The following is a 25,248-nucleotide window of genomic DNA, read 5'->3' on the forward strand; positions in this document are numbered from 1 at the left end:
CTATCTGCCCGGCCGCCCGGGCACCGCCGCCGGGGTGACGCTCGGCCTGGCGGGTGAGCATCGGCGGCCTGATCGCGCCGGTGCTGGGCGTGATCGCCCAGCACCGGGGACCGCAGGGCGTGCTGACCGTCCTCTGCGTGACGCCGGTCGTGGCCTTCGTTCTCGGGCTGGCCCTGAGGGAGCCGGCGGCTCAGGTGTTGGCGACGAAGGTCGGGAAGCTCTGAGCGAACTCGCCGACCTTGTCCGCCTTGACCGCCGCCATCAGCTGCTTGCTGGCGTCGCTGAGCGTCTCGACCTCGCCGAGGCCGGCGACCGACTCGGGGTGGAACTTGCCCTCGTTGGTCTTGAGGGTGACCAGGTTGTCGGGGCGGATCGCCTTCATCGCGAAGACCCAGTCCTCGAGCGAGATGCCGCCGCTGTCGACGGTCATCGCCTTGCCGAACGCGCCGAGCAGGCCCGGCAGCTTGGTCGGCGAGTCGAGGCCGTCCTTCACCGCCTGCTGGAGGAGCGCCTTGAGGAACTGCTGCTGGTGGCGCTGCCGGCCGTAGTCGAAGTCCTTGTTGGCGAGCAGGTCGCGCTGGCGTACGTAGTCGAGCGCCTCGTTCGGCGTCAGACAGTGGTTGCCCTTGGAGTAGAACCACGGCGTCACGCCCTTGATCGCGTGGTTCAGCGTGCCGTCCTTGTTGATGACGAACGGCTTCGCCCTCTTGCCGGTCTTGTCGTCCTCGCCGATGTGGATCGAGGTGGTGTCCTCGTCGACGTACATGCAGACCTTGCCGAGCACCTTGACCACGTTGCGGAAGCCGGTGAAGTCGATGATCGCCCCGGCGTCGGGGGTGATCCCGGTCAGGTTCTTGACCGTCTGGGTGAGCAGGTCGAACCCGTGCGACATGGCGGCGTCGCCGGCCAGCCCGCGGCTGCCGAAGAAGAACGCCGAGTTGATCTTCTGCTGGCCGCCCTCGAACGACTGGTTGCCGTTGTTGTAGGCGGGCACGTCGACCAGCAGGTCACGCGGGATCGACACCAGGTACGCCTGCTGATGGTCGGCCGAGATGTGCATGATCATGATCGAGTCGGACCGGGTGCCGTCGGTCGCCGTCGCGTTCGGGCGCTGGTCCACGCCGACCAGCAGGATGTTCTTGGCGCCCTTGATGTCGGCGTGCTTCCTGGTCGCGGTCGAGCCGAGCAGATCCTGCTGGGCCACCGACTTGGTGGCGGCGGCCAGGCCGGCCTGCACCGCGAACAGCGAGCCACCCCCTCCGACCAGCAGAACCAGGCCGAGACCGATGGTCCAGCGGGTCCAGACGGGCGACCGCCGGGACCGGACGGGCGGACGGCGGCGGCGACGTCGGGCGTTGCGATACGGCAAGACTCTTCTCCCCAGCGAGGCGGTTCGTCACTGATGTCACGGATTTGATCCGCCCGCGGTTCGACGCCGCGAGGATTTTTCGGCTGCGACAAGTGCTCGCCTGCCGCACCCTCTGACGCTGCCCGTTGTTAACCCCCGCGCCGCCCGCCCCTCCTAATTTCGACCCTCATGTCCCCTGAGGTCAGCGTCGTGATCCCGACGTGCAACCGCCCCGACCTAGCCACTCGCGCGGTCACCAGCGCCCTCGGGCAGACGCATGCGGATCTCGAGGTCGTCGTCGTCATCGACGGCCCCGATCCGGCGACCGAGGAGGCGCTGGCCGCGATCCCGGACGCCCGCCTGCGGGTGCTGCCGCTGCCCGAACGGGGCAAGGCGCCGAACGCGCGCAACCAGGGTGCCCGCGCGGCGACCGGACGGTGGACGGCGTTCCTGGACGACGACGACGAGTGGCTGCCGGCCAAGCTCGACGTCCAGCTCAAGCTGGCCGCGACCGCGAAACGCCCCTCCCCGGTGGTGGCGACCCGGCTGATCAGCCGCACGCCGCGCTCGGACACGGTGATGCCGCGCCGGCTGCCCGCCCCGGGCGAGCCGCTGAGCGAATACTTCACCGTCCGTAAGGGCCTGTTCTACGGCGACGGCTTCATCCAGACGTCGACCATCATGGCGCCGACCGAGCTGGTCCGCCGCGTCCCGTTCACCGTCGGGCTGCGCCGCCAGCAGGAACTCGACTGGGCGCTGCGGGCGACCGCGCAGGACGACGTCGAACTGCTCTACGCCGACGAGCCGCTGGTCCTCTGGCACCAGGACGAGGACCGCGAACGCATCAGCCTGGAGAACCCGTGGGCCGAGCAGCTGGACTGGCTGCGCGCCAACCGCACGCTGTTCACGCCCCGGGCCTATTCCGCGTTCACGATGAGCGTGCTCAGCTCGATGGCCGCCCCGACCCGCAGCCGGCAGGTCTTCGCCGAGCTGCTCCGCGAGGCGCGCACCGGCCGCCCGGGCGCCATCGACTACCTGACGTTCCTGCAGATCTGGACCATCCCGCCGTCGGTGCGGCACACCCTCCGCGACAAGATCGTCGGGCGGCGCACGGCACCCGAGGCCGAGACCCCGACGACGGCCGATGTCGCCTGACAACCGGGTCGTCATCTGGCGCAGCGCCCTGCTCTCGGGCTCGGAGACGTTCGTCCGCAACCACGGCGACCACCTGACCCGGTGGACGCCGGCCTACCTCGGGGCGACCCGAACCGAGTCCCCGCTCGCCCGCGAGACCGACGTCATCGCGTACCCCTGGGAGAGCGACCGGCTCGCCTTCCTCCGCCTCCGCCTGACCGGCGAGTCGCCGCGGCTGCGGCGACTCCTCGCCGTCGCCCGGCCCGACCTGGTGCACGCCCACTTCGCCGGCGACGGCTGGCTGGTCAGCGACTCGGCCCGCCGGCTGGGGGTGCCGCTGATCGTGACCACGCACGGCCACGACGTCACCCGGCAACCGGACAGCGACGGGCTCAAGGGGGTGCGCTACCGGCGCAACCTGCGCTCGGTCTTCGACCGGGCATCCCTGATCATCGCGGTGTCCGAGGTCATCCGGGAACGCGCCATCGCCCGAGGGGCTGATCCTTCCCGCGTACGCGTCCACCACACCGGAGTCCCCGTCCCGCCCGCTCTCCCCTCGGTCTCCCCGTCGTGGGACGTCACCTTCATCGGCCGCTTCGTCGACAAGAAGGGGGCAGACGACCTGGTGGCGGCGCTGGGGAAGCTCGGGCCCGCCCGCGCCCTGTTCATCGGCGACGGCCCGTTGCGCCCGCAGGTCGAGGCCCAGGCCCGTTCGCTCGGTGTCGACGCGACGTTCACCGGCGCTCTGCCGCCGGCCGAGGTCACGTCACGGTTGGCGGCGTCCCGCATCCTGGCCGCCCCGTCCCGCACGGCGGCCGACGGCGACACCGAGGGCCTGCCGACCACGGTGCTCGAGGCCGGAGCGCTGGGGGTGCCGGTGGTGTCGACGTTCCACAGCGGCATCCCGGAGGCGGTCGTCGACGGGGTGACCGGTCTGCTCGGCGGCGAGCGGGACGTGGAGGCGCTGTCGGCCAACATCGGCCGGCTGCTCTCCGACGAGCCCCTGCGGGAGCGGCTGGGCCAGGCGGCCCGCGCCCACGTCGCGTCGAACTTCAACCTGGCCACCCAGTCCCGGCGCCTCGAGGACCTCTACGACGAGGTAGTGGCGAACCGCCTTCAGCGCTTGTGAGCCCGTCTCGCGGCGGTTCGACGTCCGCGATGCCGCGCGACTCGACCTCGCCGGGGTAGGTCTCGAGCGGGCGTTCGGCAAGAACCTCACGCATAAGGCCGGCCTCGAACTCGATGGCAGCCCGATCGACTCGGAAATGGTGACGTCGGTGGTTGGAACTGTCCGAATGCGTGCCGCTGATCGAGGGCCGGATCAGAGGTCGCCGGGGGTTCTGGTGGCTGCGAAGTGTGCGACGGCGTTGAGGACTTGTCCGAGGAAGTCACGTAGGTCCGTAGCGACGGGTTCGAAGCCGGTATCGGTGGAGGCGTCGCGTGAACGGTGCACCGTGTTGTCGGGGCCGATGGCGTAGAGGATTCCGCCGCCGTCGCTGGCGAAGACCGTGCCGGTGTTGCCGTCGCGCAAGAGGACGGGGCCGTCAGCGAGTTGGGCGACGACGAGGTCGAGCGGGTGGATGAAGAACCCGTTTCCGATGTCGGACATGGTGACCTCTTTGATCACCTGGTAGAAGGCGGTCAGGTCGGGTGGAGTGTTTTGGTTTGCCGGAGTGGCGTCGGGCGAGCTCTGGTCGGGGTCGGCCAGGACGACTTCGTTCTCGCCGGGCGGGAACGGGTAGTAGGTGTCGAACGCGGACAGGACGAACTGCAGGTGCGCGGTGATGTCTGCGGCCCACGTGCGGACCCAGGGCGGGTCGAGAGCGTCGGCGTTCATTGAGATTTCCTGTCGTTCGAGAGGACGGGGCTGATCGCGGTCGAGGAGCGTGTGCTGAGGTCGGCGGCGTAGCCGGCCCGGTCGCCGGCTGAGATCTGTTGCCAGCGGCCGGCGGAGTTGACGCTGATCCCGAGGTTTCGGGCCAGGATTGCGGCGGGGATCTCGGTGGCGAGTTGGAGGCGAGTTGAGTCGTTCGGCGCTGATGGGCCGGCCGGGCTGTCCTCCGGGGAACAGCCAGCCTGACGGGGCGGCTGCGCCGATGGTGGCATCCGAGGGGCTCCGCCCGCTGATCCGGTCGCCGGCCTGCTTTACTCGGGCCCCATGGACGTCGGCAACATCGCGGAGCTCAACACCTTCCTCGTGCTGGACGCGATCCGGGCCCGCGGCGCGGCCACCCGCAGCCAGCTGGGCCGGGAGCTCGGCCTGTCCGACGCGTCGATCAGCCGGATCGTGAAGCGGCTGCTCGCGAGCGGGATCATCGACGAGGCGCCGGGGGCGACCGCGATCCGGGGGCGTACGCCGTCGATTCTGCGGTTCGTCGGGCCGGTCGGCGGGGTGATCGCGGTGGATCTCGGGGGGACGCTGTGCCGCGGAGCGCTGGCCGACCTGGCCGGCAGCACGGTGGCCGAGGATTTCCGGAGTGCCGGGGAGGGGCCGGACGCGGCGGCGAGCCTGCTGGGTTGTGTGGCCGCGCTGCGGGAGGCGGCGGGCGGGCTGGGGATGCCGGTGCGGGCGGTCGTCGTCGGGATTCCGGCGCTCATCGACCCGGTGAGCGGGCTCGCGACGGCCGGGCCGAACGTGCACTGGCAGGGCTTCGACCTGCTCGACCGGCTGCGGCGGGAGCTGGCCGAGCCGTTCGAGGTGGACAACGACGTCAATCTGGCCGCGCTCGGTCAGGCGTGGCGGGGGGCCGGGCGGGGCGTGGGCTCGTTCGTCACGATGTCGCTCGGCACCGGGGTCGGGGGCGCGGTCGTGCTCGACGGGCATCTGGTGCGGGGGCGCCACAACGCGGGCGGGGAGATCGGCTATCTCCCGATGTCGCGGGGGCGGCGGGCGTCGCTGGAGGATGTCGTGTCGGGGCGGGCGCTGCACGCGCGGGCGGCGGCGTTGCTCGCCGAGGGCGTCGAAAGCTCGCTGGAGGCGGCGACCTTCGAGGTGGCTGATCTTTTTGCCGCCGCCGCGGGCGGCGACCTTCTGGGCCGTACGGTGGTGGACCGTCTCGTCGGCGACGTCGCGATGGCGGTCGCCGCGGTGGCGGCGGTGGTCGATCCGGAGCGGGTGATCCTCGACGGCAGCATCGGCCGGGCACTGGAGCCGTGGCTGCCCGCGGTGCGCGACGCGGTCGCCGCCCAGGTGTTCGCCGCGCCCGAGGTCGTCGTGTCCGATCTGGGCCGGGACGCCACGATCACCGGGGCGGTGGCGCGGGGGCTCGCGGTGGTGTCCGAACTCGACGCGCCGACCCCCCTGTCCCGCCTGCGTAAGGGCTGAACGGACCTCTTGTGGCCGTCCAAGGTCGACACCTATAGTTCGGCCAGGATCGATTTTTTCAGGCTGAAAAGAAAGAGCCGAAAGAAGGCCCGGGTTGACATCGAAACGTGGCATCAGCGGATTAGCCCTCCTCCTCGTCGTGTCCTCCGGCTTGATCGCCACGCCCGGCGTGGCCACAGCGAGCTCCACCCCCGGCGGCCTGCAGACTCTCGGCCTGCACGGCTGGCAGGTGCAGACCACCTCCCCCACCACCACCTGGACCACCGGAACCGGCGCGACCCAGCGCGCCGCCGACATCTCCGACCCCCGCTTCGCCCCGAGCGGCTGGCTCCCCGTCACCCCCGACGACGGTGGCGCGCCCGGCACCGAGGTCGAGGCCCTCGTCCAGAACGGCATCTGCCCGGACGACGCCGCGCTGCAGCCGGTCAACCAGCGCACCGGCGACCCGAAGAGCATCTACTACTCGACCAACATGCAGTCGTGCTTCGGGCCGCCGGCGACGGACGCGGGCGCCAACACCAACCCGCTGTTCAACGTCCCATGGTGGTACCGCACGACCTTCAGCGGCCACCCGGAAGCGAACACGCGGCTGGTCATCAACGGCGTCGTGGGCCAGGCCGACGTGTGGGTCAACGGCACCGAGGTCGCCACCCAGGCCACGGTCACGGGCGGCTACGCGAGCTACACCTTCGACGTCAGCGACCTGCTGCGCGGCGGCACCAACGCGATCGCCTTCGAGGTCTTCCCGAACAACCCGTCGACGATGCTCACGCTCGACGACGTCGACTGGAACCAGATTCCGCCGGACAACAACACCGGCATCCAGTTCCCGGTCCAGCTGCACACCTCGGGCACGTTCGGGGTGACCAACGGCTACGTCACCCAGAACGACAGCCCGGACATGAGCTCGGCCGCGCTGACCGTGCACGCCGACGCCACCAACAACACGTCGTCGGCCAAGCGGACGACCGTACGCGCCGTGATCTCGCCGCCGGGCGGCGCACCGATCGTCGTCGCCCAGGAGGTCACCGTCCCGGCCGGCGCCACCCGGACGGTGACGTTCAGCCCGAAGGACTATCGGCAACTCACCATCCGCCACCCCCGGCTGTGGTGGCCGTACCAGATGGGCGGCCAGCCGCTCTACACCTTGCGGGCCAGCGTCGGCGACGACAACGCGGCACCGGTCGAGTTCGGCATCCGCACGATCACCTCGTACCTCACGGCGGCGTCGGCGCAGGCGCCGCAGGGCGTCCGGGTCTTCGAGATCAACGGCGTGCCGTTCGATGTCCGCGGCGGCGGCTGGGCCGAGAACCTGTTCCTGCACTACTCGGCGGCCGACCTGGACAACCAGCTCACGCTGATCAGGAGCATGGGCCTGAACACGATCCGCACCGAGGGCAAGGAGATGCCGCAGGACTTCTACGAGACCATGGACCGGGCCGGCATCATGCTCGACCCCGGCTTCCAGTGCTGCGACAAGTGGCAGCCGTCGAGCAGCGGCCGCGGCGTGACCGCGCAGGACTTCCACATCATGTACGCCTCGTCGCTGGCCATCGGCGAGCGCCTGCGCGACCACCCGAGCGTCACCAGCTTCAGCTGGAGCGACAACGCCCCGATCAACGAGCAGGAGGTCGCCTCCCTGCAGGGCTTCGCGCAGGCCGGGTTCCAGGAGCCGATCATCGCCTCGGCCGAGTACAAGGGCAGCGGGATCCTCGGCCCGGCGGGCGAGAAGGAGGGCCCGTACGACTGGGAGCCGCCGGACTACTGGTTCGACACGACACACTCGAGCAACAGCGGGGTCGACAACGACTCGTCCCAGACCAACGTGGGCGGATCGTGGGGCTTCGACAGCGAGCAGGGTTCGGGCGACACCGTGCCGACGATGGACTCGCTGCGGCGGTTCATGTCACCGGCCGACCAGGCCACGCTGTGGCAGCAGCCGGACGCGCATCAATACCACACGAACTACGAGTCGACCGCGGGCCAGCACAACGGCTACTCGTTCGGCACGCTGTACAACCTGGACACCGCGATCCAGGGCCGGTACGGCTCGTGGGACAGCCTCCAGCAGTACGTGCAGCAGGCGCAGGTGCAGAACTACGAGAGCACCCGGGCCCAGTTCGAGGCGTACCTCGACCACTGGAACAACTACCCCACCCCGTCGACCGGCACGATCTACTGGCAGATGAACAAGGGCTGGCCGTCGCTGCTGTGGAACCTCTACAACAACGACTACGACGAGGCGGGCGCGTACTTCGGGGCCAAGAAGGCGAACGAGAACCTGCACGTCCTCTACGCCCCCGACGACGGCACGGTCACGGTCGACAACCTGACCGGCGTCCGGCAGCCGGGGCTCACGGTCGAGTCGCTGGTCCACGACCTCAGTGGAAAGATCCTCGACACACGCTCCTCCCACCCCTTCGACCTCGCGTCGCAGGGCGTCGTCAACCGGATCCTGACGCCCGGGGTCCCCACCGCGACCCAGGTCTATTTCGTCGAGCTGATCCTGCGCCAGGGCGGCAAGGTCGTCGACCGCAACGTCTACTGGCGCTCGACCCGGCCCGACGTCGTCGACTGGGCCGCCACCGAAGGCAGCCCGCAGGCCAACAACGGTGAACCCCTGTCGCAGTACATGGACATGACCGCGCTGAAGAGCCTGCCGTCGACCGACCTGTCGGTGAGCGCTTCGACCTCGCCGCGACCGGACGCGAACGGCCGGCTCGTCACGACGATCACCGTCGCCAACCCGTCCTCGAACAAGGCGGTCGGGTTCTTCGCCCGGGCCGACGTGCGGCGGGGCGACGCCCACGGCAATCTTCAGAGCGGCGACAACGAGGTGCTGCCGGTCGACTGGAGCGACAACGACGTCACGCTCTGGCCGGGCCAGTCCGAGACGCTGACCGCGACCTACGGCGCGGACCAGCTCAAGGGCGCCACCCCGCTGGTCACCCTGGGCGGGTGGAACGTTCCCGACCGTACGGTGGTGGCCGGCCCGGCCCACGCCCCCGGCACGTCGTTGTTCGGAACCGCGGCCGGGCACCCGCTGGTCACCGGCAGCGCGACCGCCGGACCGGGCGCGCCGTTCCACAGCCCCGACACGTCACAGCACGCGGCCACCGGCCCGGCGTGGACGATCACGTCGGCCACGTCGACGGCCTTCACGCAGGGGGACGCGGCCGACGCGTACACCCTGACCGTGACCAATTCGGGCCCGAGCCCGACCGACGGCACCCCGGTGACCGTGACCGACGTGCTGGATCCAGGCGTCAGCCTGGTCTCCCTGGCCGGCGCCGGGTGGACCTGCGACACGTCGAACGCCCCCACGCTCACCTGCACCCGGGCCGACGTGCTGCCACCGGGCCAGGCCTATCCCCCGCTGACCCTGACCGAGAAGCTGGGCGCGCGGGCCGGCTTCGGCACCCAGGACTCGAACGCCGGGCCGCACGTCACCAACGCGGTCGCCGTCGCCGGCGGCGCGCCCGGCAACCCGTCGGCCTCGATCGCCCGCGAGACCCCGGTCGCCGGGGTGCCCAACCTGACCGCCGACAACGCCGTCGACGGCGCCTTCCGGCAGGGCGACGCGAGCGACCGGTACGAGATCACCGTCATCAATCAGGGCGGCGCGGCGACCACCGGCGCCCCGATCGTCGCGAAGGTGACCCCGCCGGCCGGGGAGACCATCACGGCCCTGTACGGCAGCGGGTGGACATGCGACCTGAGCACCTGCTCCCGCGGCGACGCCCTGCCGGGCAACAACGGCGAGGCACCGCCGATCACGGTCGTGGTCAGCGTCGCGGCGAACGCCCCGGCCTCCGGCAGCGAGACCGTCGTGGTCTCCGGCGGCGGCGAGACGGCGGCCCCCGCCACGGTGGCGGCCGCGACGACCATCGCGGCGGCGGCCCCGGGCGGCCCGGCGGGAACCCTGACGGTGACCAGCCGCTCCACCGGCTCCTTCGCCCAGAGCGACCAGGCCGACCCGATCACGCTGACCGTCTCCAACCCGGCCACGGCCGCACCGAGCACCGGCCCGGTGACGGTGGTCGACTCGCCGCCGGCCGGGCTGCTTCCGGTACGGATCGGAGGCCCGGGCTGGACGTGCAGTCTCGCGCCGCCGACCCTGCCCGGCCCGGTGAACACGTTCCCGCAGGCGCCCGGCTGCTCCCGGTCCGACACGCTGGCACCCGGCGCGTCGTACCCGCCGATCACGATGACCGTGGCGGTCGCCGACAACACGCAACCCCAGGTGACCAACGTGGCCACGGTCAACGGCACCAGCGGCAGCGCCCCGATCACGGTCGGCCTCCGGCCGCGCCTCGCGGTCACCGGGGTGCCGGTCGCCGGGGGCATCCGCTACGCCCCGTTCACCCGCACCGGCCAGTACGCCGTTCTGGTCGCCAACGAGGGCTTCGCGGCCACCCGGGGCACGGTCACGGTCGCCCTCGACCTGCCGGCCGGCCTCACCCCGACCGCGATGTCCGGCACCGGCTGGACGTGCCGGGCCTCCACAGCGACCTGCACGACCAAGCCCGGCGTCACGCTGGCCGCCGGTTCCCAGTCGGCGATCACGGTCGACGTGGCGGTCGCGCGGGACGCCCCACAGAGCCTGGAGACCTTCGTCCAGGCAACCGGAGGCGGCCAGGTGACCCCGCCGCCCTTCAACCACTACAACACACTCGGCAACGGCGGCGAGTACGTGATCCCCACGTACGTCACCGCCCACTGACCGTCGGGGGCGCGGGCACCGGCCCGCGCCCCCGGCCGCCGCGGCAAGCAATTCGGCACGGGATCGCGCGACGGCGATGCGGGCAGCGGTCATGTCCCGCGGTCGGCCGGTCGTCGCACTCGGCGAACGTGCGGGCCCCGAGCGCGACCGCGTCGGCGGCTAGTGTTCCGGAGCGCACGGCGGTGGCCAGCCCGGCCGCGACGGGTTGCTGCACCTGCCGTCGTAGCCGCAGCCTTGGATGCGGTAGCGGCGCATCACCCGAGCCATTTTCTTGCGGTTGACCCGCTGCCCTTCCTCATGCAGCTCGGCGGTGATCCGCGGGACCGGTAGAAACTGTCATGACGGCCGTGCACGACCCGGATCCGGCCGCCGAGAGCCGCGGCCGCGGCGTCACAAGCGGCCCGGTCGGACGCGGGCGCCTTCCAGGACCGGGCGAAGTTCAGGATCCGGCACAACCTCTTCACGCCGTAGCGTGCCTGTTGGTCGGCGACGACCTGCAAGCGGTTCATCAGCGCGTTTCCCCGGCGAAATACCGGGCCGCCTTGTGCGGGATGTCCCGTTCTTCTTCCAACTCGCGCACCCGCCGCCGGGCCCGCCCGTGCAGGCCGAGACCGGTACAACGCCACCGCATCGGCTCCGCACCCGATCGCGTCTATTTCCGCACGCGGGTTCTCGTCGAATTCATCCGGACATGCGAACAACTGAGGCGAATACCCGGCATCCCGTACGCTTGCCAACCGTGCCAACCCAACGCATCTCACGCGGCAGGCTTTCCTCCGGGTCCGATAGTGCCCAGGCCCGCTCAGCCGAGGTCCGCGCTGCGCTCCTCAGTGAGGCAGTGCGGACATTCTTTGCGGAACAGCTTCATAAACTGGGCCTTTCTTATGATCAGGTGGAGGCTCAGGGGCAGGCTGACCTCAAGACTTCTCTGGCGATGGTCAATGACGCGCTGCGGCATCCCGGCTCCTTCGGCACGGTCGCCGTTGACGTCACACCCTCGCACCGGGTCTGGCGGAGAGGACAGGCTCGAGAGGTCGCCACGATCGGGATCATGCCGGCGCTTCTCGAGGCGAAGAAGCACATTGAAAGCCGGTTGACGAGAGAGCCTCCCCGTATCGGCCTTCCCGGCCCTGGGATCGATACGCTGGCCAAGGGCCTTGGCATCATCGGGATCGCCGCTTTTGCAATACTGTTTGCGGCCTACTATCAGTTTTATTCCACCGTAGGCATCAAGCCGGAAGACATCGGAGTCGGCTATACCTACGTCGTGACCCGCTCGATCGGCATGCTCTTCGTGTTGATCGCCGCCGCCGCATACGTCGGATATCCGGTGGCGATGAGCGCCATGGGGCGCCGTCGCCGACTCAGATCGGGCAAGCCGCCACCGCGGATGTCGAACAGCCGCACGGCGCTGATCGCTGTCACCCTGGTGGCTTATGCGTGCGGAACCATCTTGCTCATCTTTCGCCATCGCGGCTCCAACGCGGTATTCGTCGGCATGGCAGTCGTGTTCTTTCTGCTTGGGACTATGGCACTGGTGCAGTGCTTTGTAAGGAACCTGTCCTCCCGGCTCTATTACCTCACGACGGTTGCTATCGTCCTGCTCGGGTTCGCGGTCGGCCTGGCTACGTACGCCCACGACCTGGGCGAGAGGGTCAGACGAGGAGGCGAGGCCAGCCCCGTCATGCTATTAGGCGCGCCGCTTCTGGACGTACAGGCGCGGTACGTCTCCGTCCAATGGATCGGCCCGCCGGGTCAGCGCCCGGACACCTTGTTCTCCGGCTCCGGACCCATCTGCGTTATCGATCTCGGGCGCAACGCGTCGACCGCTTACATGCTCACCACGGGACGCGGGCCGGGCGATATCGGTCGGTGGGATCTCGTTTATCTGCCGATCACTATGGTCGCTGTCTCGGGCGCGTCTTTGCCGGACTGCCGCGATCCGGTGATTGCCGGCTGACGGTCGAACCCGCCCGCACAGCCCGGCCGGGTCAGCCCTTCAGTTTGCGGAGCGCGCGCTTGGCCGCCCGCAACCCGCCGTACGACGCCTTCGCCGCCTTGCCCGGCAGCGTGGCCATCAGCATCGTGTTGACGCGGCGGACCCGCTTCAGTTCCGCCTCGCGCGCCCGCAGCATCTTCTCGTACCACTCCTGTTTGGCCCGCGCCTCGCCCAGCTCGAGGGTCAGCCGGTCGCGTTCCATCAGCGCCTCGCGCAGGTCGGGCGCGGGCCGCTCCGGCTCGAGCGCCGGGAGCTCGGCCGGCGGGAGGCCGGCCATCGCCGCCAGGAGGGCGGTCAGCTCGGCCTGGTCGGCCGGCGCGGGCCAGAGGTACGCGTGTCCCTCGCGGATCATCGTCGCGGCCAGCCGGGCCAGGGCCGCCGTTCCGGGCCGTACGGGCGGGACCAGCGGGGTGCGCGTGCCGTCGGGCGCGACCACGATCCGGTCCGCGGGTACGCCGGCGTCGGGGCCGCTCTGCCAGGCGGCCAGGAGTTCGCGCAGGGCGGGCAGGTCGCGCCGGAGCGAGGCGGCCAGGAGTAGCTCGTCGAGGGTCGGGCCGGTCGGCAGGTCGCCGGTGATGACGGCTTCGCCGGCGATCGCCTGCGGCAGGCCGGGGGCGGGCGCGTCCGACGGGCCTTGCGCCAGGACGACCCAGCCGCATGCGAGCTCGGCGCCGATCCCGGCCCGCAAGGCCCCGGCCGCGATCCGCCCCGGGTCGGCAAACGCCCCGGAACCAGACGGGTCAGCAGGCGCGGCGGACCGGGACTGGTCGAAAGCGGTGCGGATCGCGGCGGTGGCCCAGCCCCGCACGGAACGGTCCGCCAACACTGAGGTGCTCACCAACAGCGAAGGCTCACCCGCGGCCGGGAAGGCGCCATAGGAAGCCCGCACCTCCAACCCCAGCGCCCCCAGCGCCGCCCCCAGCAGCTCGGGCGACGCCGGCCGGGTCAGGTCGTACTCGTCGGCGCCGTCGCCCCAGTCGGAGTCGGACGGTGACGGCGGCAGCGCGAGCATCCGGTGCAGCCCGAACAGGTTCTCGACCCCGAGCAGCAGCCGGCCGCCGGGGGCCAGCACCGACACCAGCCGGGCCAGGTCGTCGGCCCACGACGTCCCGGCCGCCTCGTCCTCGGCCGAGCGGAGCCGCCCCAGCCCGTCCAGCGCGATCACGGTGTCGAAGGCGGGCGCGGCGGCCAGCTTGTCGAGGCTTCCGCAGAGGACGGTCGCGCCGGGGAGCCGCTCGGCCAGGAAGTCGGCGTCGGCCAGCCCTCGGACCAGCAAGGTCAGCGGGGACGAGGGCACCGAGGCGATCAGATCGAGGCCATGGGGGCCGGCCACGAGCGTACGCCCGGAAGCCGCACCCAGAAGCGGCCGCAACGTGGCCGCCGAGGGCGGCCCCGCGCCGTGCCTGCCGTCGAGGTCGGACCAGACCATCATTTCGCCGCCGATCAGCCGCGGAGTCGTCATTTCACACCTACCGGAGCGGGCCAGCGGAGCAGGAGGCGCAACACCGACGGTGGAAGCAGCCGGTCGGCGCCGAGTTCGTCGGTCGCCGCCTGCCGGGCGCGGGCCACGTCGACGTGCGGGCCGAGCATGAACGACCAGTTCCGCTCGATGAAGTCCTGGCCGCCGAAGGCCGACCGTTCCCCCTCGAGCCGCATCGGGTCGCCGTAGACCGCCGGTTCGCACCCGGCCAGCGTGCCGTAGAAGACGGCCGAGCAGAGGCGGTTCGAGGCGACGCGCTTGTGGCGGCGCTGTTCGGCGAGCTGGCGGACCAGGAAGCCGGGGTCGAGGTCTTTCCACCAGCCGCCGCGGTAGCCGTGGCAGATGACCCGGAATCCGGCGCGCTCGTAGGTCTGCCGCAGCTTCCGGGACCGGTATTCCTGCCAGTAGAGGCAGACCGTGACCGGCCCCTCCTCGACCCGCCGGATCTCCTCGATCAGCCCGCCGTGATCGCCGACGACGTGCTGCCCCTCCCAGCCGTGGAACGGGTAGTAGATCGTGCCTTCACGGGGAACATCCGGTTCCGGCGTCATCTCCAGCAGATAGGCCCACGGCGAACCGATCGTGTAGACCTGCCGCCGCCCGAGCGACCACGCCCGCCGCCGCACCCGCTCCGACCAGACGAAAAGCGGCGCCCCCGGCACGAATTCGTGGTCCGGCGCCATCCCGTCCCCGATGTTCCACCCATGCTGCAGGTACCCGTGCATCCGCGGCGGGTCGGCATCGGCGTCGTCCAGCCCGCACCAGCGGGCGAGCACGTGGGAATGCCCGTAATAGTGGTTCGCGTGGTGCACGGCCCGGGTCGACTCCTGCCAGCGGATCGGATGACGCACCATATGACTACGCCGAGGCGTCCGGCAGGTGAACGGACCATCTCGCGCCGGGGGTGAAAACCTTCCGGCGACGTGACGCGTCCATCATGGTCCAATGTCACGCGGCTTGCGCTACTCCGACGCGGTCACCCTCCTCGGCGGTTCGGGCCCGCTGCTGCGCGCGGCCGACCGGGTGGCCGGGGCGGCGCTCACGCTGGCCACGGCCGGGGGGAGCGACCTCGCGCTCGGTCTCTTCGACGCCCGGTCGGAGGCGGTCAGGCTGAGCGAGGCGGCTCTCGGCCGGCTTTCCGATTCCGTACGCGGGTTAAGGCGCTACGACCGCACCCAGCGCCTTCAGGCCGCTCACGGAGTGCTGGTCGTCACCGCCTTCTTCGCGGCGCTCGACGAATGCCTGGCCGCCGCGCGCGTCGAATCGCCCGGCTTCTCGCGGGACGACCAGCTGATGGTGGCCACCGCCCGCCCGGGGTCGGGCTGGGTCGCGGCCCTGCTCGACGCCGACCTGCCCGTCCCGTCGGCCGACCGCACCGCGCAGGCGCTGCTCCGGGAGATCACGTCGTGGGCCGAGGCGTCCGGCTCCCGGCTCCTGTCCTTCCTGCGAGGCCTGGCCGAATGGGATCTCGCCGACGACCGGGCCCGCCGGTCCCTCACTTCGTCGCTGCCGGTCCAGCTCCCGCCGCGCGCCGCCTCCCTCTACCTCGAATCGGCCCGCCGCCTGGCCGGCGACATCCCCGAGTTCGGCATCTGGCTCGGCCAGCTCGAAACCCACGCCGTCGGCCAGGGCCTGCAACACCTCGAAGCCCTGCTCCGCCCGATCAGCTCCCACTTCGACCCGTCCGCCCAGCGCGCCGCCCTGGCCTCGGCCAACCGCGCCGTCCTCGCCCACCCGGTGCTCGGCGGCGAGGTCCTCCAGCCCTCACTCGGCGACGCCTACCTCGACCCGCGCTTCCAGGTCAAAGCGGCCGGCCCGGGCGCCCGGCCGGCCGACGACCCGTGGTGGGACGCCGGCGTCCGCAACGACTTCGGCGACTTCCTGGCCACCTACCTGACCACTCCCGCCGCGGCCGAGGCCCCGATGCTGCTGCTCGGCCAGCCCGGTGCCGGCAAGTCGTCGCTCACCCGCATCCTGGCCGCCCGACTGCCCGCCGCCGACTACCTCGTGGTCCGGGTCCCGCTGCGCGAGGTGCGCGCCGAGGCCGAGGTCCAGGACCAGATCGAGCAGGCGATCCGGTCGGCGATCGGCGAGACCGTGTCGTGGCCCGCCCTGGCCCGCGACGCCGGCCGGGCCCAGCCCCTGATCCTCCTCGACGGCTTCGACGAGCTGCTCCAGGCGACCGGCGTCCACCAGTCCGACTACCTGCAGCGGGTCTCCGACTTCCAGCGCCGCGAGGCCACCCTCGACCGCCCGGTGGCCGTGATCGTGACGAGCCGGGTCGCGGTCGCCGACCGGGCGCGGCTGCCGCTGGGCGCCCTCGCCGTCCGGCTGGAACCGTTCGACGAGCCCCAGGTGGCCCGCTGGCGCGAACTCTGGAACGCCGCCGACCCGGCCCGCCGCCCGCTGTCGCTGAGCGTGCTGCGCCGCTTCCCCGACCTCGCCTCCCAGCCGCTGATGCTGCTCATGCTGGCGCTGTTCGACGCCTCGACCGCCGAACTGGCCGACCTCGCCTCGCTCGACACCGGCCAGCTCTACGAGCGCCTGCTGAGCGAGTTCGCCCGGCGCGAGGTGGCCCGCTCCTTCTCCGGCCCCGACTCGGCGCTGCCCCGGCTCGTCGACCAGGAGCTGCTGCGCCTGTCGGTGGTCGCGTTCGCGATGTTCCACCGGGGCCGCCTGTGGGTCACCGAGGCCGAGCTCGACCACGACCTGGCCGGCCTCGGCTTCGCGGCCGCACCGCCGGCCTCCGGGGGCTTCCGCACACCGCTGACCGCCGGCCAGGAGCTGGTCGGCCGCTTCTTCTTCATCCAGCGGGCACAGGCTCAGCGCGACGGCCAACCCCTCCAGGCGTACGAGTTCCTCCACGCCACCTTCGGCGAATACCTGGTCGCGCGCCTGACCGTCCAGGCCCTGACCGACGCGGTGGCCCGCGACGCCGCCGGCACCCTGGCCCTCCAGCCCCGAGACGACGACGACCTGCTCTCGTCGCTGCTCGGCTACACCCCGCTGACCGCCCGCGCGACCGTCCTGCCGTTCGTGACCGCCATGATCGACGGCCCGGCCACCCGGCCCTGGCTGATCGACCGCCTCCGCTCGGCCGTGCTTCGCCCGCAGTGGAAGCCCCGCGCCTATCAGCCGGTCGACCGCCGCACCGACTTCTGGACCGCCACCTACTCCTTCAACCTGACCCTGCTGGTCCTGGCCTGCGGATTGCCACTGCACGCCTCGGAGTTGTGGCAGCACGCCGCCGACCCGGCCTACTGGATGCGCATCACGGCCCGCCTCTGGACCGCCGCCGTCCCCTCGTCGATGTGGCTGGACTCCCTGGCCCCGATCACCATCTCCCGCACCTGGTCCCCCGACCGCCGCCGCGACATCGTCCTGACGGCGGCCGGCCGTCCCGCCCCCACCCGGGTCGACCTGCTGTGGTCGTTCCGCCGGCACCCCGACGACCCGCCCGCCCCCGCCCTGTCCGGCTTCAACGACGACACCTCGTTCGACATCGCCCTGCGCGCCATGGCCCTCGACGGCTACCTCTCCACCGACCTGCTCCGCCACGCCCTCGAACCGCTGATCGCCGCCATGCCGTCCGCCCTGACCGAAGTCGTCGTCCACGGCCCCGGCGACGCGTCCTCGATCGCCCGCACCCTCCTCGACGTCTGGCTGGCCGGGTTGTCTTCCGACGATGCGCAACTGGGCAGGGCGTACGCCCGAGCCATCGAAGCGGTGAGCGCGGGCCGCGCGCCGAGCCAGGCCACCGCCCTGCTCGGCGCGTCTCTGGACCGCGACGCCGCCCGCCTGCCCACCGCAACCGTCACCGCCTGGCGGGCCGCCCTCGCGGCGGGCGACCAGGCGGCGCTGCCGCCGGCCTGACCGCGAACCCACGGCATGGCGCCGCCGCCGACGCACGGGCCAAATGGCGTCGATCGCGAATACGGTTGGCGGAGTGAGTACTCACTCCGCTATGGTCGGGTTATGACGGAGACACCAGCCCGGCGCAGAGCGCCGGGGATGAGCCCCGACGAGCGCCGGGAGATGATCGTCGCTGCGGCGCTGCCGCTGCTGGTCGAGCACGGTGCCGCGGTCAGCACCGCACAGATCGCGAAGGCGGCCGGGATCGGGGAGGCGACGATCTTCCGGGCCTTCGCCGACAAGGACGAACTGCTGGACGCGTGCGTTGTCGCGGCCCTGCGCAACGATCATGTCCTGGCCGAGCTCGACGCGGTGCCGCTGGATCAGCCCTTGGCCGCCCGGCTGACCGAGGCGGCGACGACTCTGCACGCCTATCTGGAGCGGATGGGTGCGGTGATCGGCGCGGTCCACGCCGCCGGCCGCCGGGCCGAACGCGGCGCACCGCGCGATCGCACCGCGACCGGCGACCGGGCGACCGCGACCGAGCACACCCGGCAGGCCGTGATCCGGCTCCTGGAACCCGATCGGGCCACGCTGCGGCTGCCGGTCGAGGAACTCGCCGTCGTCTTCCTCGGCATGCTGTTCGGGCGGCGGGGCGCGCCCGGCGGCGAGACCCCGATCGAGACGCTCGTCGACGTGTTCCTGCATGGCGTGGTCGCATGACCATCACCTTGAATCACACGATCGTGCCCGCGGTCGACAACGAGACGGCCGCCCGGTTCTTCGCCGGCATCATGGGACTGACCTACCCGGGCAACGTCCACCACTTCGCTCCGGTACGCGTCAATGAGCAGCTCACCCTCGACTTCATGACCGTCGACCACCCGGTCGGACTGCATCTGGCCTTCGACGTCGACCCGGCAACCTTCGACCAGATCCTGGCCCGGCTACAGGCCGGCGGTGTGCCCTACGGCAGCGAACCCGACGAGCCCGACAACGGGCACACCGACCATCCGCTGTGCGCCCGCGGCCTCTACTTCACCGATGACGCCCGCAACCTTTACGAAGTCATGTCACCGGAATGAAGGGGCCGCGCCGACCGGCCGTGCGATCGTTCGACGACTCACCTGCCCGATCAGAGGCCGGCGAGTTCGGCGCCGGCGGATCACCTCCAGCGCCGCCTCCCGGGTGCGGCCAAATTCGTCGATAGCACCGGTGCGCTTCCGCAGGCTGGGGCAGCAGCCGTTTGCGGCCGCGGGAGGCTGGTGGTCTCGGCGTGCCACCGCGGCGGCAGGTCCCGCGCGGGGGCCTGCACGAGGTGGTGGCCGGCAGCGGCGGTTTAGCGCCTGGGAGGTGGCCGGCGCGACGAAGGAAAGGCCTGCGATCGCCGTAGAACAAAGTCTGAACGTCGCCGGGCTGCTGCGCGAGCATCTGGAATCGGCGAGCCCTGATCTCTGTGCGGGGAGATGGTGAAAACCTTCGGACTCGCGCAACGGCTACCGGGCTCGGGAGTGGGACACCCGGACCGGCACCGTCGAGCCGGCCATCCCCGAGCTGCGCCAGGGGCTCCTACTTCCCGGACTGGTTGTTGCAGCACCGCCGTCGTGCCGAACAAGCCCTCGTCAGTGTCGTGGCGACCAGCCATCTGCTCGGGGTGTCGACCGGTCGGGTAGAGAAGCAAACGGTTGAACAAAGAAACCCGCCGCCGCACCGACCTTCCCGAACCGGGCCGCGATCATCCGTCTGGTCGGTGCGGTCGTCGCCGAACAAGCCGACGAATGCGTTGAAGGCCGCCGCTGCGCGGGCCTCGAAACCCTCCGCAAAGCCCGCCCCACCGGCAGAGATCGCCGCCTGACATCAAAACCAACGGATCAGTGCTGGCCGCCTCTTACACCACGCCAGCGGACGCGACCCACCGAGATGTCGCGCAGCCACTCGTCGTGCTGGTCGACGAGTCGGCCGCCGCCGATCAGGTAGCCCGGTCGCGCGGGAACGCCAGGTGGGTGTCCGGCAGCGCGTCGGCCTCCGCGTGCGAGCGTCCGGCCTGCGAGCATCCGGCGCGAGCCGACGGGCCGGCCCGTGTGCTACTCTTCGGCCATCCGGACCCGGATGCCGGCGGTCTTAGATCGCCCCCGGGGTTCCTGATCGGCTGTGAGGTCTCCGACCCGGCCAAGCACAAATTTTTCCTTTCACCCAGGCCGGCGTCTATCCGCGCCTGGCCTTCAGCTCTAGGAGCACTCCCCCATGTCTGCAACAACCACCTCAGCGGACCTTGCCTTCGACGCGCTGCTCGACATCGTCGACGACCGGGCCTGGCTGCGGGCCGACGGCTACCTGCCGGGCCGCGACGATATCGCGGTCTCGATGGGGCAGGTCCGCCAGTTGGGGCTGCGCCGCGGCGACCGGGTCACCGGCTCTGCCCGCGTCGTCGCACCCCGCAAGCCCGCACACCTGCAGGTCGAGACCGTCAACGGGCGCACGCCCGGCCGGCGGCCCGACTTCTATGAGATGACCGCGCTGTTTCCGAACGAGCGCCTTCGCCTCGAAACCGACCCCAGGGATCTCACCACGCGGGTCATCGACCTGGTGATGCCGATCGGCAAGGGGCAGCGGGCGCTCATCGTCTCCCCGCCCAAGGCCGGCAAGACCACGGTCCTGCACGAGATCGCCAACGCGATCACCGTCAACCACCCCGAGGTGCATCTGATGGCGGTGCTGGTCGACGAGCGGCCGGAGGAGGTCACCGACTTCCAGCGGTCGATCCGCGGCGAGGTGGTGGCGGCCACGTTCGACCGGCCGCCGGCCGAGCACGCCGCACTCGCCGAGCTGGCCGTCGAGCGGGCCAAACGCCTGGTCGAGCTGGGCCACGATGTGGTCATCCTGCTCGATTCGATCACCCGGCTGGGACGGGCGTACAACCTGCTGGCGCCCGGCCGGGGCCGGACGCTGACCGGCGGGCTCGATTCGAGTGCCCTCTATCCGCCGAAGCGGCTGCTCGGCGCCGCCCGCAACCTGGAGGGCGCCGGCTCGCTGACGATCATCGCGACGGCGCTGGTCGAGAACGGCTCGGCGATGGACAGCGTGATCTTCGAGGAGTTCAAGAGCACCGGCAACGCCGAGCTCAAGCTGGACCGGCAGCTCGCCGAGGCGCGTACGTTCCCGGCGATCGACGTGGCCGGCACCGGCACCCGGCACGACGAGATCCTGCTCTCGCGCGACGAGCTCGCCGTGGTCGGCCAGGTGCGCCGGGCGCTCACCGGCGGCGACGCCCGGCAGTCCCTGCAGCAGCTGCTCGACCAGCTGCGCACCACCCCGTCGAACGCCGCCTTCCTGCGCCGGGTCGCACTGTCGCTGGCGGCGTGAAAAGGCCGTCGCCGGCGGCGTGAAAAAGCGGCGTGAAGAAGCGTAGGGATGCCTAGGCGAGCCGCAACCGGCCGGCCCGGTAGGCCACGATCCCGGACGCGTCGAGGTCGAAGGTCGCACCCGCCTCGTCGCCGCCGATCCGCAGCCGCTGGTCGCTGACCAGCTGATAGGTCGTCGTGCCGGTCGCCACGGTGAGCGACGGCAGCAGAACCCGCGCGGTCATCGCCGGCACCGCGCCCGCCGCCGGGGTCAGGGCGAGCCGGCGAAGCGCCCAGGTCAGGAACATCGGCGAGTCGGTCACCCGGACCACGTCGATGCCTTCGAGACGGGTCGGCGCGTCGTCACCGGAGCGGAAGACCAGCGCCCCGTCGTCCTCAGGGGTCATTTCGAGCGTGCGTCGCGACTGCGAGGATTCGCAGGTCACGGTCAGCGCGCGCACGCCCGAGGCGTCGTCGAGCGCGGCCAGCCACTGCACGCTGTGCGGCCCGGTGCCGCCGATGACTCCCGTGCCCGCCGCGGTGCGCCCGTCGGCGTCGGGGAAGACCAGTTCGGTGCCGACCGTGTCGGTGCGCTGCCAGATCAGCGGGCCCGCGGGGTCGTGGGCCGTCCTGTTCCGAGCCGCACCGCTGGGCCGAGTGGGGGTCTCGTGGGCACCCATGGTCGTCTCCCTTCGCCGCATCGCGTTACCCGCCATCGTTGCACTATGCAATATGAGCCGCCACACCATCCGGGGCGGGGTGGCCGGCCGAGTCGACCATGATGAACGGATGAACATCCAGGAGATCGTCGACGAGGTGGTCAGCGGCACGCCGGCCGTCGACTGGTCGGTGAAGATCGGCGACCAGGCCTCTCACCAGCCGGAACGGCGGTTGCGCACGGCCAGCGTCGGCAAACTCCTGCTCCTGATCGAGACGGCGCGCCGCATTGAGGACGGTCGCCTCGACCCGGCCGAACCGCTGGCCCGGGACCCCGCGCTCGCGGTCGCCGACTCCGGCCTCTGGCAGCACCTGAGTGTCCCAGCGCTGCCGGTCGCCGATCTCGCCGTGCTGGTCGCGGCGGTCAGCGACAACTTCGCGACGAACGTTCTCCTCGGCCGCATCGGGCTGCGCCCGCTGACCGGCCTCGCCGCGGAACTCGGGCTGAGGGAGACGGCCCTGCTTGATTTCGTACGCCGTAAGCGCACCTCCGCCCACCCTCCGACGTTGTCGTGGGGCACCGCTGCCGAACTGGCCGCCGTGATGAGCGGCCTCGCGCGCGGCACGATCGTCTCCCCCGCCGTCTCGGCCCGCGTCGACGCGTGGCTGGCCACCGGCGTCGACCTGTCGATGGTGGCGTCCGCCTTCGACCTCGACCCGCTCGCCCACGCCGACGGCGACCTGCGCAACAAGACCGGCACCGACGACGGCGTGCGGGCCGACGTCGGCCACATCGGCCTTTTCCCGTACGCCGTCCTGGCGAACTGGGATCCCGGCGACGGCGACCGCACCGCCGAGGTGATGAGCGGGATGCGCGCGATCGGCCGGGCGATGGCCGCGTGACGGCCGGGTTCGGGGTGCTGGCGCTGATCGGGGCGGCGGGGCTGCTCGGGCCGCTGCTGGCCGCGCGGTCGGCCTGGCACGTGCCGGTCGTGGCGGGTGAGCTGGTGGCCGGGATCGTGCTCGGGCCGAGCGTGTCCGGGCTGGTCGAGCCGGCCGACCCGACCCTGTCGCTGCTCGCGAACGTCGGCTTCGCGCTGGTCATGTTCGTGGCCGGGTCGCAGGTGCCGATCCGCGATTCCCGGTTGCGCCAGGCCTTGCGGACCGGCGCGCTGCGGGCGGTCCTCGTGGGGGCTCTGGCGGTGCTCACCGCGTACGGGATCGCGAGGGTGACCGGAATTCCGCACGCCGCGCTCTTCGCGGTTCTGCTCGCCTCGTCGTCGGCGGCGCTGATTCTGCCGATCGTGGGCGCGCTCAAGCTCTCCGGACCGGAGGTGCTGGCGATGTTGCCGCAGGTGGCGCTGGCCGACGCCGCCTGCATCATCGCGCTGCCGCTGGTGATCGATCCGGGCCGGGCCGGGACGGCGGCCCTGGGCGCGGCGGCCGTCATCGTGGCCTCGGCCCTGCTGTTCGCCGGGCTGCGCCTGCTCGACCGGCGCGGGCTGCTGCGGCGGGCGCACCGCTGGTCGCAGCGGCGGAAGTTCGCGGTGGAGCTGCGGATCAGCCTGATCCTGCTGTTCGCCCTGGCCGCGCTGGCCGTCACCACGCATGTGTCGATCATGCTGGCCGGGTTCTGCTTCGGGCTGGTCGTCGGCGCGGTCGGCGAGCCGCGGCGGCTGGCCAAGCAGCTGTTCTCGGTGACCGACGGGTTCCTGGGGCCGCTGTTCTTCGTATGGCTGGGCGCGTCGCTCGACGTGCGGTCGCTGAACCTGGTGTGGCTAGGTGTCCTGCTCGGCGCCGGCGCGGTCGCCGTGCACTTCGTGGTGCGGCCGGGTTATGCCGGCCTGATGGCGTCGGCCCAGCTCGGCGTGCCGGTCGCCGCCGCCACGCTGGGCGCCGCGACCCTGCGGGCGGGCGAACCGGCGGCGATCATGCTGGGCGCCGTGATCACCATCGTGGTGGCGGTCGTCGCGGCCGGGCGCCTGGCCGCTCACCAGTCGAAGGTGCCCGGGTAGGTCACCTCGGCCAGGCGTTTCTGCCCGTCGGCGTCCGGGTGGAAGTAGTCGAGGTGGTTGACCAGCGACAGCGAGAACCGCACGTCGTGCACCGCGCCGTGATCCCAGCGGCAGTGGTCGCCGTATTTCTTGCAGGCCGCCGCCAGCTGGTCGTCATAGTCGTCGATGCGCTGCCTCACCTGGTCGCGCCGGTCCTGGTCGGCCTGGGCGGTCGAGGTCGGGTCGGCGAGCAGGCTCGGGCAGATGCCGAGCTTCCAGGCCCGCCGGGCGTGGGCGTCGTCGTGCCCGAGTTCCCACAGCCGGTAGAGGTCGGGCAGGCTGACCACCAGCACGTGCGCCTTGGGCAGGCCGTTCTTGAGCTGCTTCAGCCCCGCGTCGATCTCGCTCCGGAAGGTCTTGACCGACGTCATCCCGCCGACCGTCGCCGCGCAGGCGTCGTTGGCCCCGATCAGGATCGTCACGTAGGCGGCCTTCACCTTGACGGCCTGTTTCGCCTGCCGGGCCAGGTCGTCGGCCCGCGCGCCGGGCACCGCATAGTTGTGCTCGTGCCCGCTGATCCGGTCGTTGTCACTCTTGATCCGCAGGTAGTGGCTGTCGACGGCGTCGCTGGTGCCGGTCGCCCACGAGTTGCGCCCGCAGGCCAGCACCGTCCCGCAGCTGGCGAACCCGACCGTGATCGAGTCGCCCAGGGCGGCCATCGAGGTGGGCAGGCCGGGCTTGGGCTTGGGGGTGCCGTGGCTGCTCTGGCTGCCGGTCGCGGCCCCCTCACAGCCGAGCGCGAGCGCCGCCAGCACCGCGAAGAGGACCACATGCCACCGCTTCATCCGCCCCATCCTCACCGAGAGAAACGACGTCGCCACTCTACGACGTTTCGGCCCGGCGGACAGCGAGCGGGTTTCGACGGCCTGTCGCGCCCGAACCAGGACCGCCGGGTGACGCGCGGTCGACGACCAGGCAGGCCGGCTGGTCAGATCGGCTGGTCAGATCGGCTGGTCAAGCCGAACGGCAGCCCGCTGGCGAACGCGGGGCCCGGATCGGGCGGAGCACGGCGAGCACCGGCTCGCATCCGACCGCACGGCTAGCGTGGCGCCATGAACTCCGGGAACGAAACGAGCCTGACACTGCCCGACGGCCGCGTCGTCGAATGTCTCGATGCCGGCGATCCGTCGGGCCGGCCGGTCTTCTTTCAGCCGGGGACTCCGAACACGCGGATCATGGGGCGGCTGTGGCATCCGGCGGCGGTGGCGGCCGGGGCCCGGCTCATCGCGGTGAGCCGGCCGGGCTACGGCGGATCGACCGCGATCCCCGGCCGGCCGAGCCTGTCGGCGGGGGGGGGGGCGCGGGGCGCCGGGGGGGGGGGCGCGGGGGGGGGGG

General features: G+C 71.5%; 19 protein-coding genes and 2 pseudogenes. 14 read left to right on the forward strand and 7 right to left on the reverse strand.

Going from position 1 to position 25,248, the window contains the following annotated elements; translation table 11 throughout:
- The first annotated feature begins 53 nt into the window (after positions 1-53).
- The gene (locus AB0M88_RS37240) at positions 54-224 is read left to right on the forward strand and encodes a hypothetical protein (RefSeq protein WP_364110538.1); all 171 of its coding nucleotides are present in this window, start codon (positions 54-56) and stop codon (positions 222-224) included.
- Here AB0M88_RS37240 and AB0M88_RS37245 read toward each other — a convergent pair.
- Positions 191-1,369 carry an LCP family protein gene (locus AB0M88_RS37245; RefSeq protein ID WP_364110539.1) on the reverse strand — a complete coding sequence of 393 codons (1,179 nt, stop codon included), beginning with the start codon at positions 1,367-1,369 and terminating at the stop codon, positions 191-193. The two genes, AB0M88_RS37240 and AB0M88_RS37245, sit on opposite strands and share 34 nt — an antisense overlap.
- A gap of 168 nt (positions 1,370-1,537) precedes the next feature.
- On the opposite strand from AB0M88_RS37245, the gene AB0M88_RS37250 reads away from it, so the two are divergent.
- Together AB0M88_RS37250 and AB0M88_RS37255 are read left to right on the forward strand one after the other, a co-directional pair.
- A complete protein-coding gene (locus tag AB0M88_RS37250) occupies positions 1,538-2,503 on the forward strand; it encodes a glycosyltransferase family 2 protein (protein WP_364110540.1) in 966 nt (321 codons plus the stop codon).
- Positions 2,493-3,611: a glycosyltransferase gene (locus AB0M88_RS37255; protein ID WP_364110541.1), complete on the forward strand. Its 1,119-nt coding sequence runs from the start codon at positions 2,493-2,495 to the stop codon at positions 3,609-3,611. Before AB0M88_RS37250 ends, AB0M88_RS37255 begins: the two co-directional genes overlap by 11 nt.
- Before the next feature lie 192 nt (positions 3,612-3,803).
- On the opposite strand, the gene AB0M88_RS37260 is transcribed toward AB0M88_RS37255, so the two are convergent.
- Positions 3,804-4,319, reverse strand: a complete 516-nt coding sequence (locus AB0M88_RS37260; protein WP_364110542.1) for a hypothetical protein — start codon at positions 4,317-4,319, stop codon at positions 3,804-3,806.
- 321 nt (positions 4,320-4,640) lie between these two features.
- Here AB0M88_RS37260 and AB0M88_RS37265 point away from each other — a divergent pair, with 321 nt between their 5' ends.
- Complete coding sequence (locus AB0M88_RS37265) at positions 4,641-5,807, forward strand: ROK family transcriptional regulator (RefSeq protein ID WP_364110543.1); 1,167 nt, start codon at positions 4,641-4,643, stop codon at positions 5,805-5,807.
- A gap of 139 nt (positions 5,808-5,946) precedes the next feature.
- On the forward strand, positions 5,947-10,530 hold the full coding sequence (locus AB0M88_RS37270; RefSeq protein ID WP_364110544.1) for a sugar-binding domain-containing protein: 4,584 nt from the start codon (positions 5,947-5,949) through the stop codon (positions 10,528-10,530).
- A gap of 159 nt (positions 10,531-10,689) precedes the next feature.
- Here AB0M88_RS37270 and AB0M88_RS37275 read toward each other — a convergent pair whose 3' ends face one another.
- A complete protein-coding gene (locus AB0M88_RS37275) occupies positions 10,690-10,845 on the reverse strand; it encodes a hypothetical protein (RefSeq protein ID WP_364110555.1) in 156 nt (51 codons plus the stop codon).
- A 523-nt stretch (positions 10,846-11,368) separates the two neighbouring features.
- Here AB0M88_RS37275 and AB0M88_RS37280 point away from each other — a divergent pair.
- On the forward strand, positions 11,369-12,490 hold the full coding sequence (locus AB0M88_RS37280; RefSeq protein ID WP_364110545.1) for a hypothetical protein: 1,122 nt from the start codon (positions 11,369-11,371) through the stop codon (positions 12,488-12,490).
- Between the two features lie 31 nt (positions 12,491-12,521).
- On the opposite strand, the gene AB0M88_RS37285 is transcribed toward AB0M88_RS37280, so the two are convergent.
- Positions 12,522-13,991, reverse strand: a complete 1,470-nt coding sequence (locus AB0M88_RS37285; protein ID WP_364110546.1) for a hypothetical protein — start codon at positions 13,989-13,991, stop codon at positions 12,522-12,524.
- On the reverse strand, positions 13,988-14,821 hold the full coding sequence (locus AB0M88_RS37290) for a hypothetical protein (RefSeq protein ID WP_364110556.1): 834 nt from the start codon (positions 14,819-14,821) through the stop codon (positions 13,988-13,990). Before AB0M88_RS37290 ends, AB0M88_RS37285 begins: the two co-directional genes overlap by 4 nt.
- Positions 14,822-14,954: 133 nt before the next feature.
- Between AB0M88_RS37290 and AB0M88_RS37295 the strand changes: the two genes are divergently transcribed.
- The 5 genes and pseudogenes from AB0M88_RS37295 (at position 14,955) to rho (ending at position 21,224) form a co-directional block, all read left to right on the forward strand.
- Positions 14,955-17,882, forward strand: coding sequence for an AAA family ATPase (locus AB0M88_RS37295; protein WP_364110547.1), 2,928 nt, complete (start codon positions 14,955-14,957; stop codon positions 17,880-17,882).
- A gap of 102 nt (positions 17,883-17,984) precedes the next feature.
- Positions 17,985-18,584, forward strand: a complete 600-nt coding sequence (locus AB0M88_RS37300; RefSeq protein WP_364110548.1) for a TetR/AcrR family transcriptional regulator — start codon at positions 17,985-17,987, stop codon at positions 18,582-18,584.
- On the forward strand, positions 18,581-18,946 hold the full coding sequence (locus tag AB0M88_RS37305; protein WP_364110549.1) for a VOC family protein: 366 nt from the start codon (positions 18,581-18,583) through the stop codon (positions 18,944-18,946). Before AB0M88_RS37300 ends, AB0M88_RS37305 begins: the two co-directional genes overlap by 4 nt.
- A gap of 346 nt (positions 18,947-19,292) precedes the next feature.
- A pseudogene (locus tag AB0M88_RS37310) lies at positions 19,293-19,536 on the forward strand (transposase); the annotation flags it as partial.
- A gap of 569 nt (positions 19,537-20,105) precedes the next feature.
- Entirely contained in the window at positions 20,106-21,224 is a 1,119-nt protein-coding gene (rho, locus tag AB0M88_RS37315; protein ID WP_364110550.1) for a transcription termination factor Rho, read from the forward strand.
- A 52-nt stretch (positions 21,225-21,276) separates the two neighbouring features.
- On the opposite strand, the gene AB0M88_RS37320 is transcribed toward rho, so the two are convergent.
- Positions 21,277-21,882 (reverse strand): putative glycolipid-binding domain-containing protein, encoded by a 606-nt coding sequence (locus AB0M88_RS37320; protein WP_364110551.1) that lies wholly within the window; start codon positions 21,880-21,882, stop codon positions 21,277-21,279.
- 109 nt (positions 21,883-21,991) lie between these two features.
- Between AB0M88_RS37320 and AB0M88_RS37325 the strand changes: the two genes are divergently transcribed.
- Together AB0M88_RS37325 and AB0M88_RS37330 are read left to right on the forward strand one after the other, a co-directional pair.
- A complete protein-coding gene (locus AB0M88_RS37325; RefSeq protein ID WP_364110552.1) occupies positions 21,992-22,762 on the forward strand; it encodes a serine hydrolase in 771 nt (256 codons plus the stop codon).
- Positions 22,759-23,874 carry a cation:proton antiporter gene (locus AB0M88_RS37330; protein ID WP_364110553.1) on the forward strand — a complete coding sequence of 372 codons (1,116 nt, stop codon included), beginning with the start codon at positions 22,759-22,761 and terminating at the stop codon, positions 23,872-23,874. Before AB0M88_RS37325 ends, AB0M88_RS37330 begins: the two co-directional genes overlap by 4 nt.
- Here the strand turns inward: AB0M88_RS37330 and AB0M88_RS37335 are convergent.
- Positions 23,850-24,698 carry an SGNH/GDSL hydrolase family protein gene (locus AB0M88_RS37335; protein ID WP_364110554.1) on the reverse strand — a complete coding sequence of 283 codons (849 nt, stop codon included), beginning with the start codon at positions 24,696-24,698 and terminating at the stop codon, positions 23,850-23,852. The genes AB0M88_RS37330 and AB0M88_RS37335 overlap by 25 nt on opposite strands.
- A gap of 267 nt (positions 24,699-24,965) precedes the next feature.
- Between AB0M88_RS37335 and AB0M88_RS37340 the strand changes: the two are divergent.
- Positions 24,966-25,248: pseudogene (locus AB0M88_RS37340) on the forward strand (hypothetical protein); the annotation flags it as partial.

Source organism: Actinoplanes sp. NPDC051411, assembly GCF_040682075.1.
Classification (GTDB): domain Bacteria; phylum Actinomycetota; class Actinomycetes; order Mycobacteriales; family Micromonosporaceae; genus Actinoplanes.

Bases quoted from the DNA above. Each gene is read 5' to 3' on its own strand.
- AB0M88_RS37250 (WP_364110540.1), top strand. From the start codon at position 1,538: ATGTCCCCTGAGGTCAGCGTCGTGATCCCGACGTGCAACCGCCCCGAC.
- AB0M88_RS37285 (WP_364110546.1), bottom strand. From the start codon at position 13,991: ATGACGACTCCGCGGCTGATCGGCGGCGAAATGATGGTCTGGTCCGAC.
- AB0M88_RS37265 (WP_364110543.1), top strand. From the start codon at position 4,641: ATGGACGTCGGCAACATCGCGGAGCTCAACACCTTCCTCGTGCTGGAC.
- AB0M88_RS37325 (WP_364110552.1), top strand. From the start codon at position 21,992: ATGAACATCCAGGAGATCGTCGACGAGGTGGTCAGCGGCACGCCGGCC.
- AB0M88_RS37335 (WP_364110554.1), bottom strand. From the start codon at position 24,698: ATGAAGCGGTGGCATGTGGTCCTCTTCGCGGTGCTGGCGGCGCTCGCG.
- AB0M88_RS37300 (WP_364110548.1), top strand. From the start codon at position 17,985: ATGACGGAGACACCAGCCCGGCGCAGAGCGCCGGGGATGAGCCCCGAC.
- rho (WP_364110550.1), top strand. From the start codon at position 20,106: ATGTCTGCAACAACCACCTCAGCGGACCTTGCCTTCGACGCGCTGCTC.
- AB0M88_RS37295 (WP_364110547.1), top strand. From the start codon at position 14,955: ATGTCACGCGGCTTGCGCTACTCCGACGCGGTCACCCTCCTCGGCGGT.
- AB0M88_RS37320 (WP_364110551.1), bottom strand. From the start codon at position 21,882: ATGGGTGCCCACGAGACCCCCACTCGGCCCAGCGGTGCGGCTCGGAAC.
- AB0M88_RS37305 (WP_364110549.1), top strand. From the start codon at position 18,581: ATGACCATCACCTTGAATCACACGATCGTGCCCGCGGTCGACAACGAG.
- AB0M88_RS37255 (WP_364110541.1), top strand. From the start codon at position 2,493: ATGTCGCCTGACAACCGGGTCGTCATCTGGCGCAGCGCCCTGCTCTCG.
- AB0M88_RS37260 (WP_364110542.1), bottom strand. From the start codon at position 4,319: ATGAACGCCGACGCTCTCGACCCGCCCTGGGTCCGCACGTGGGCCGCA.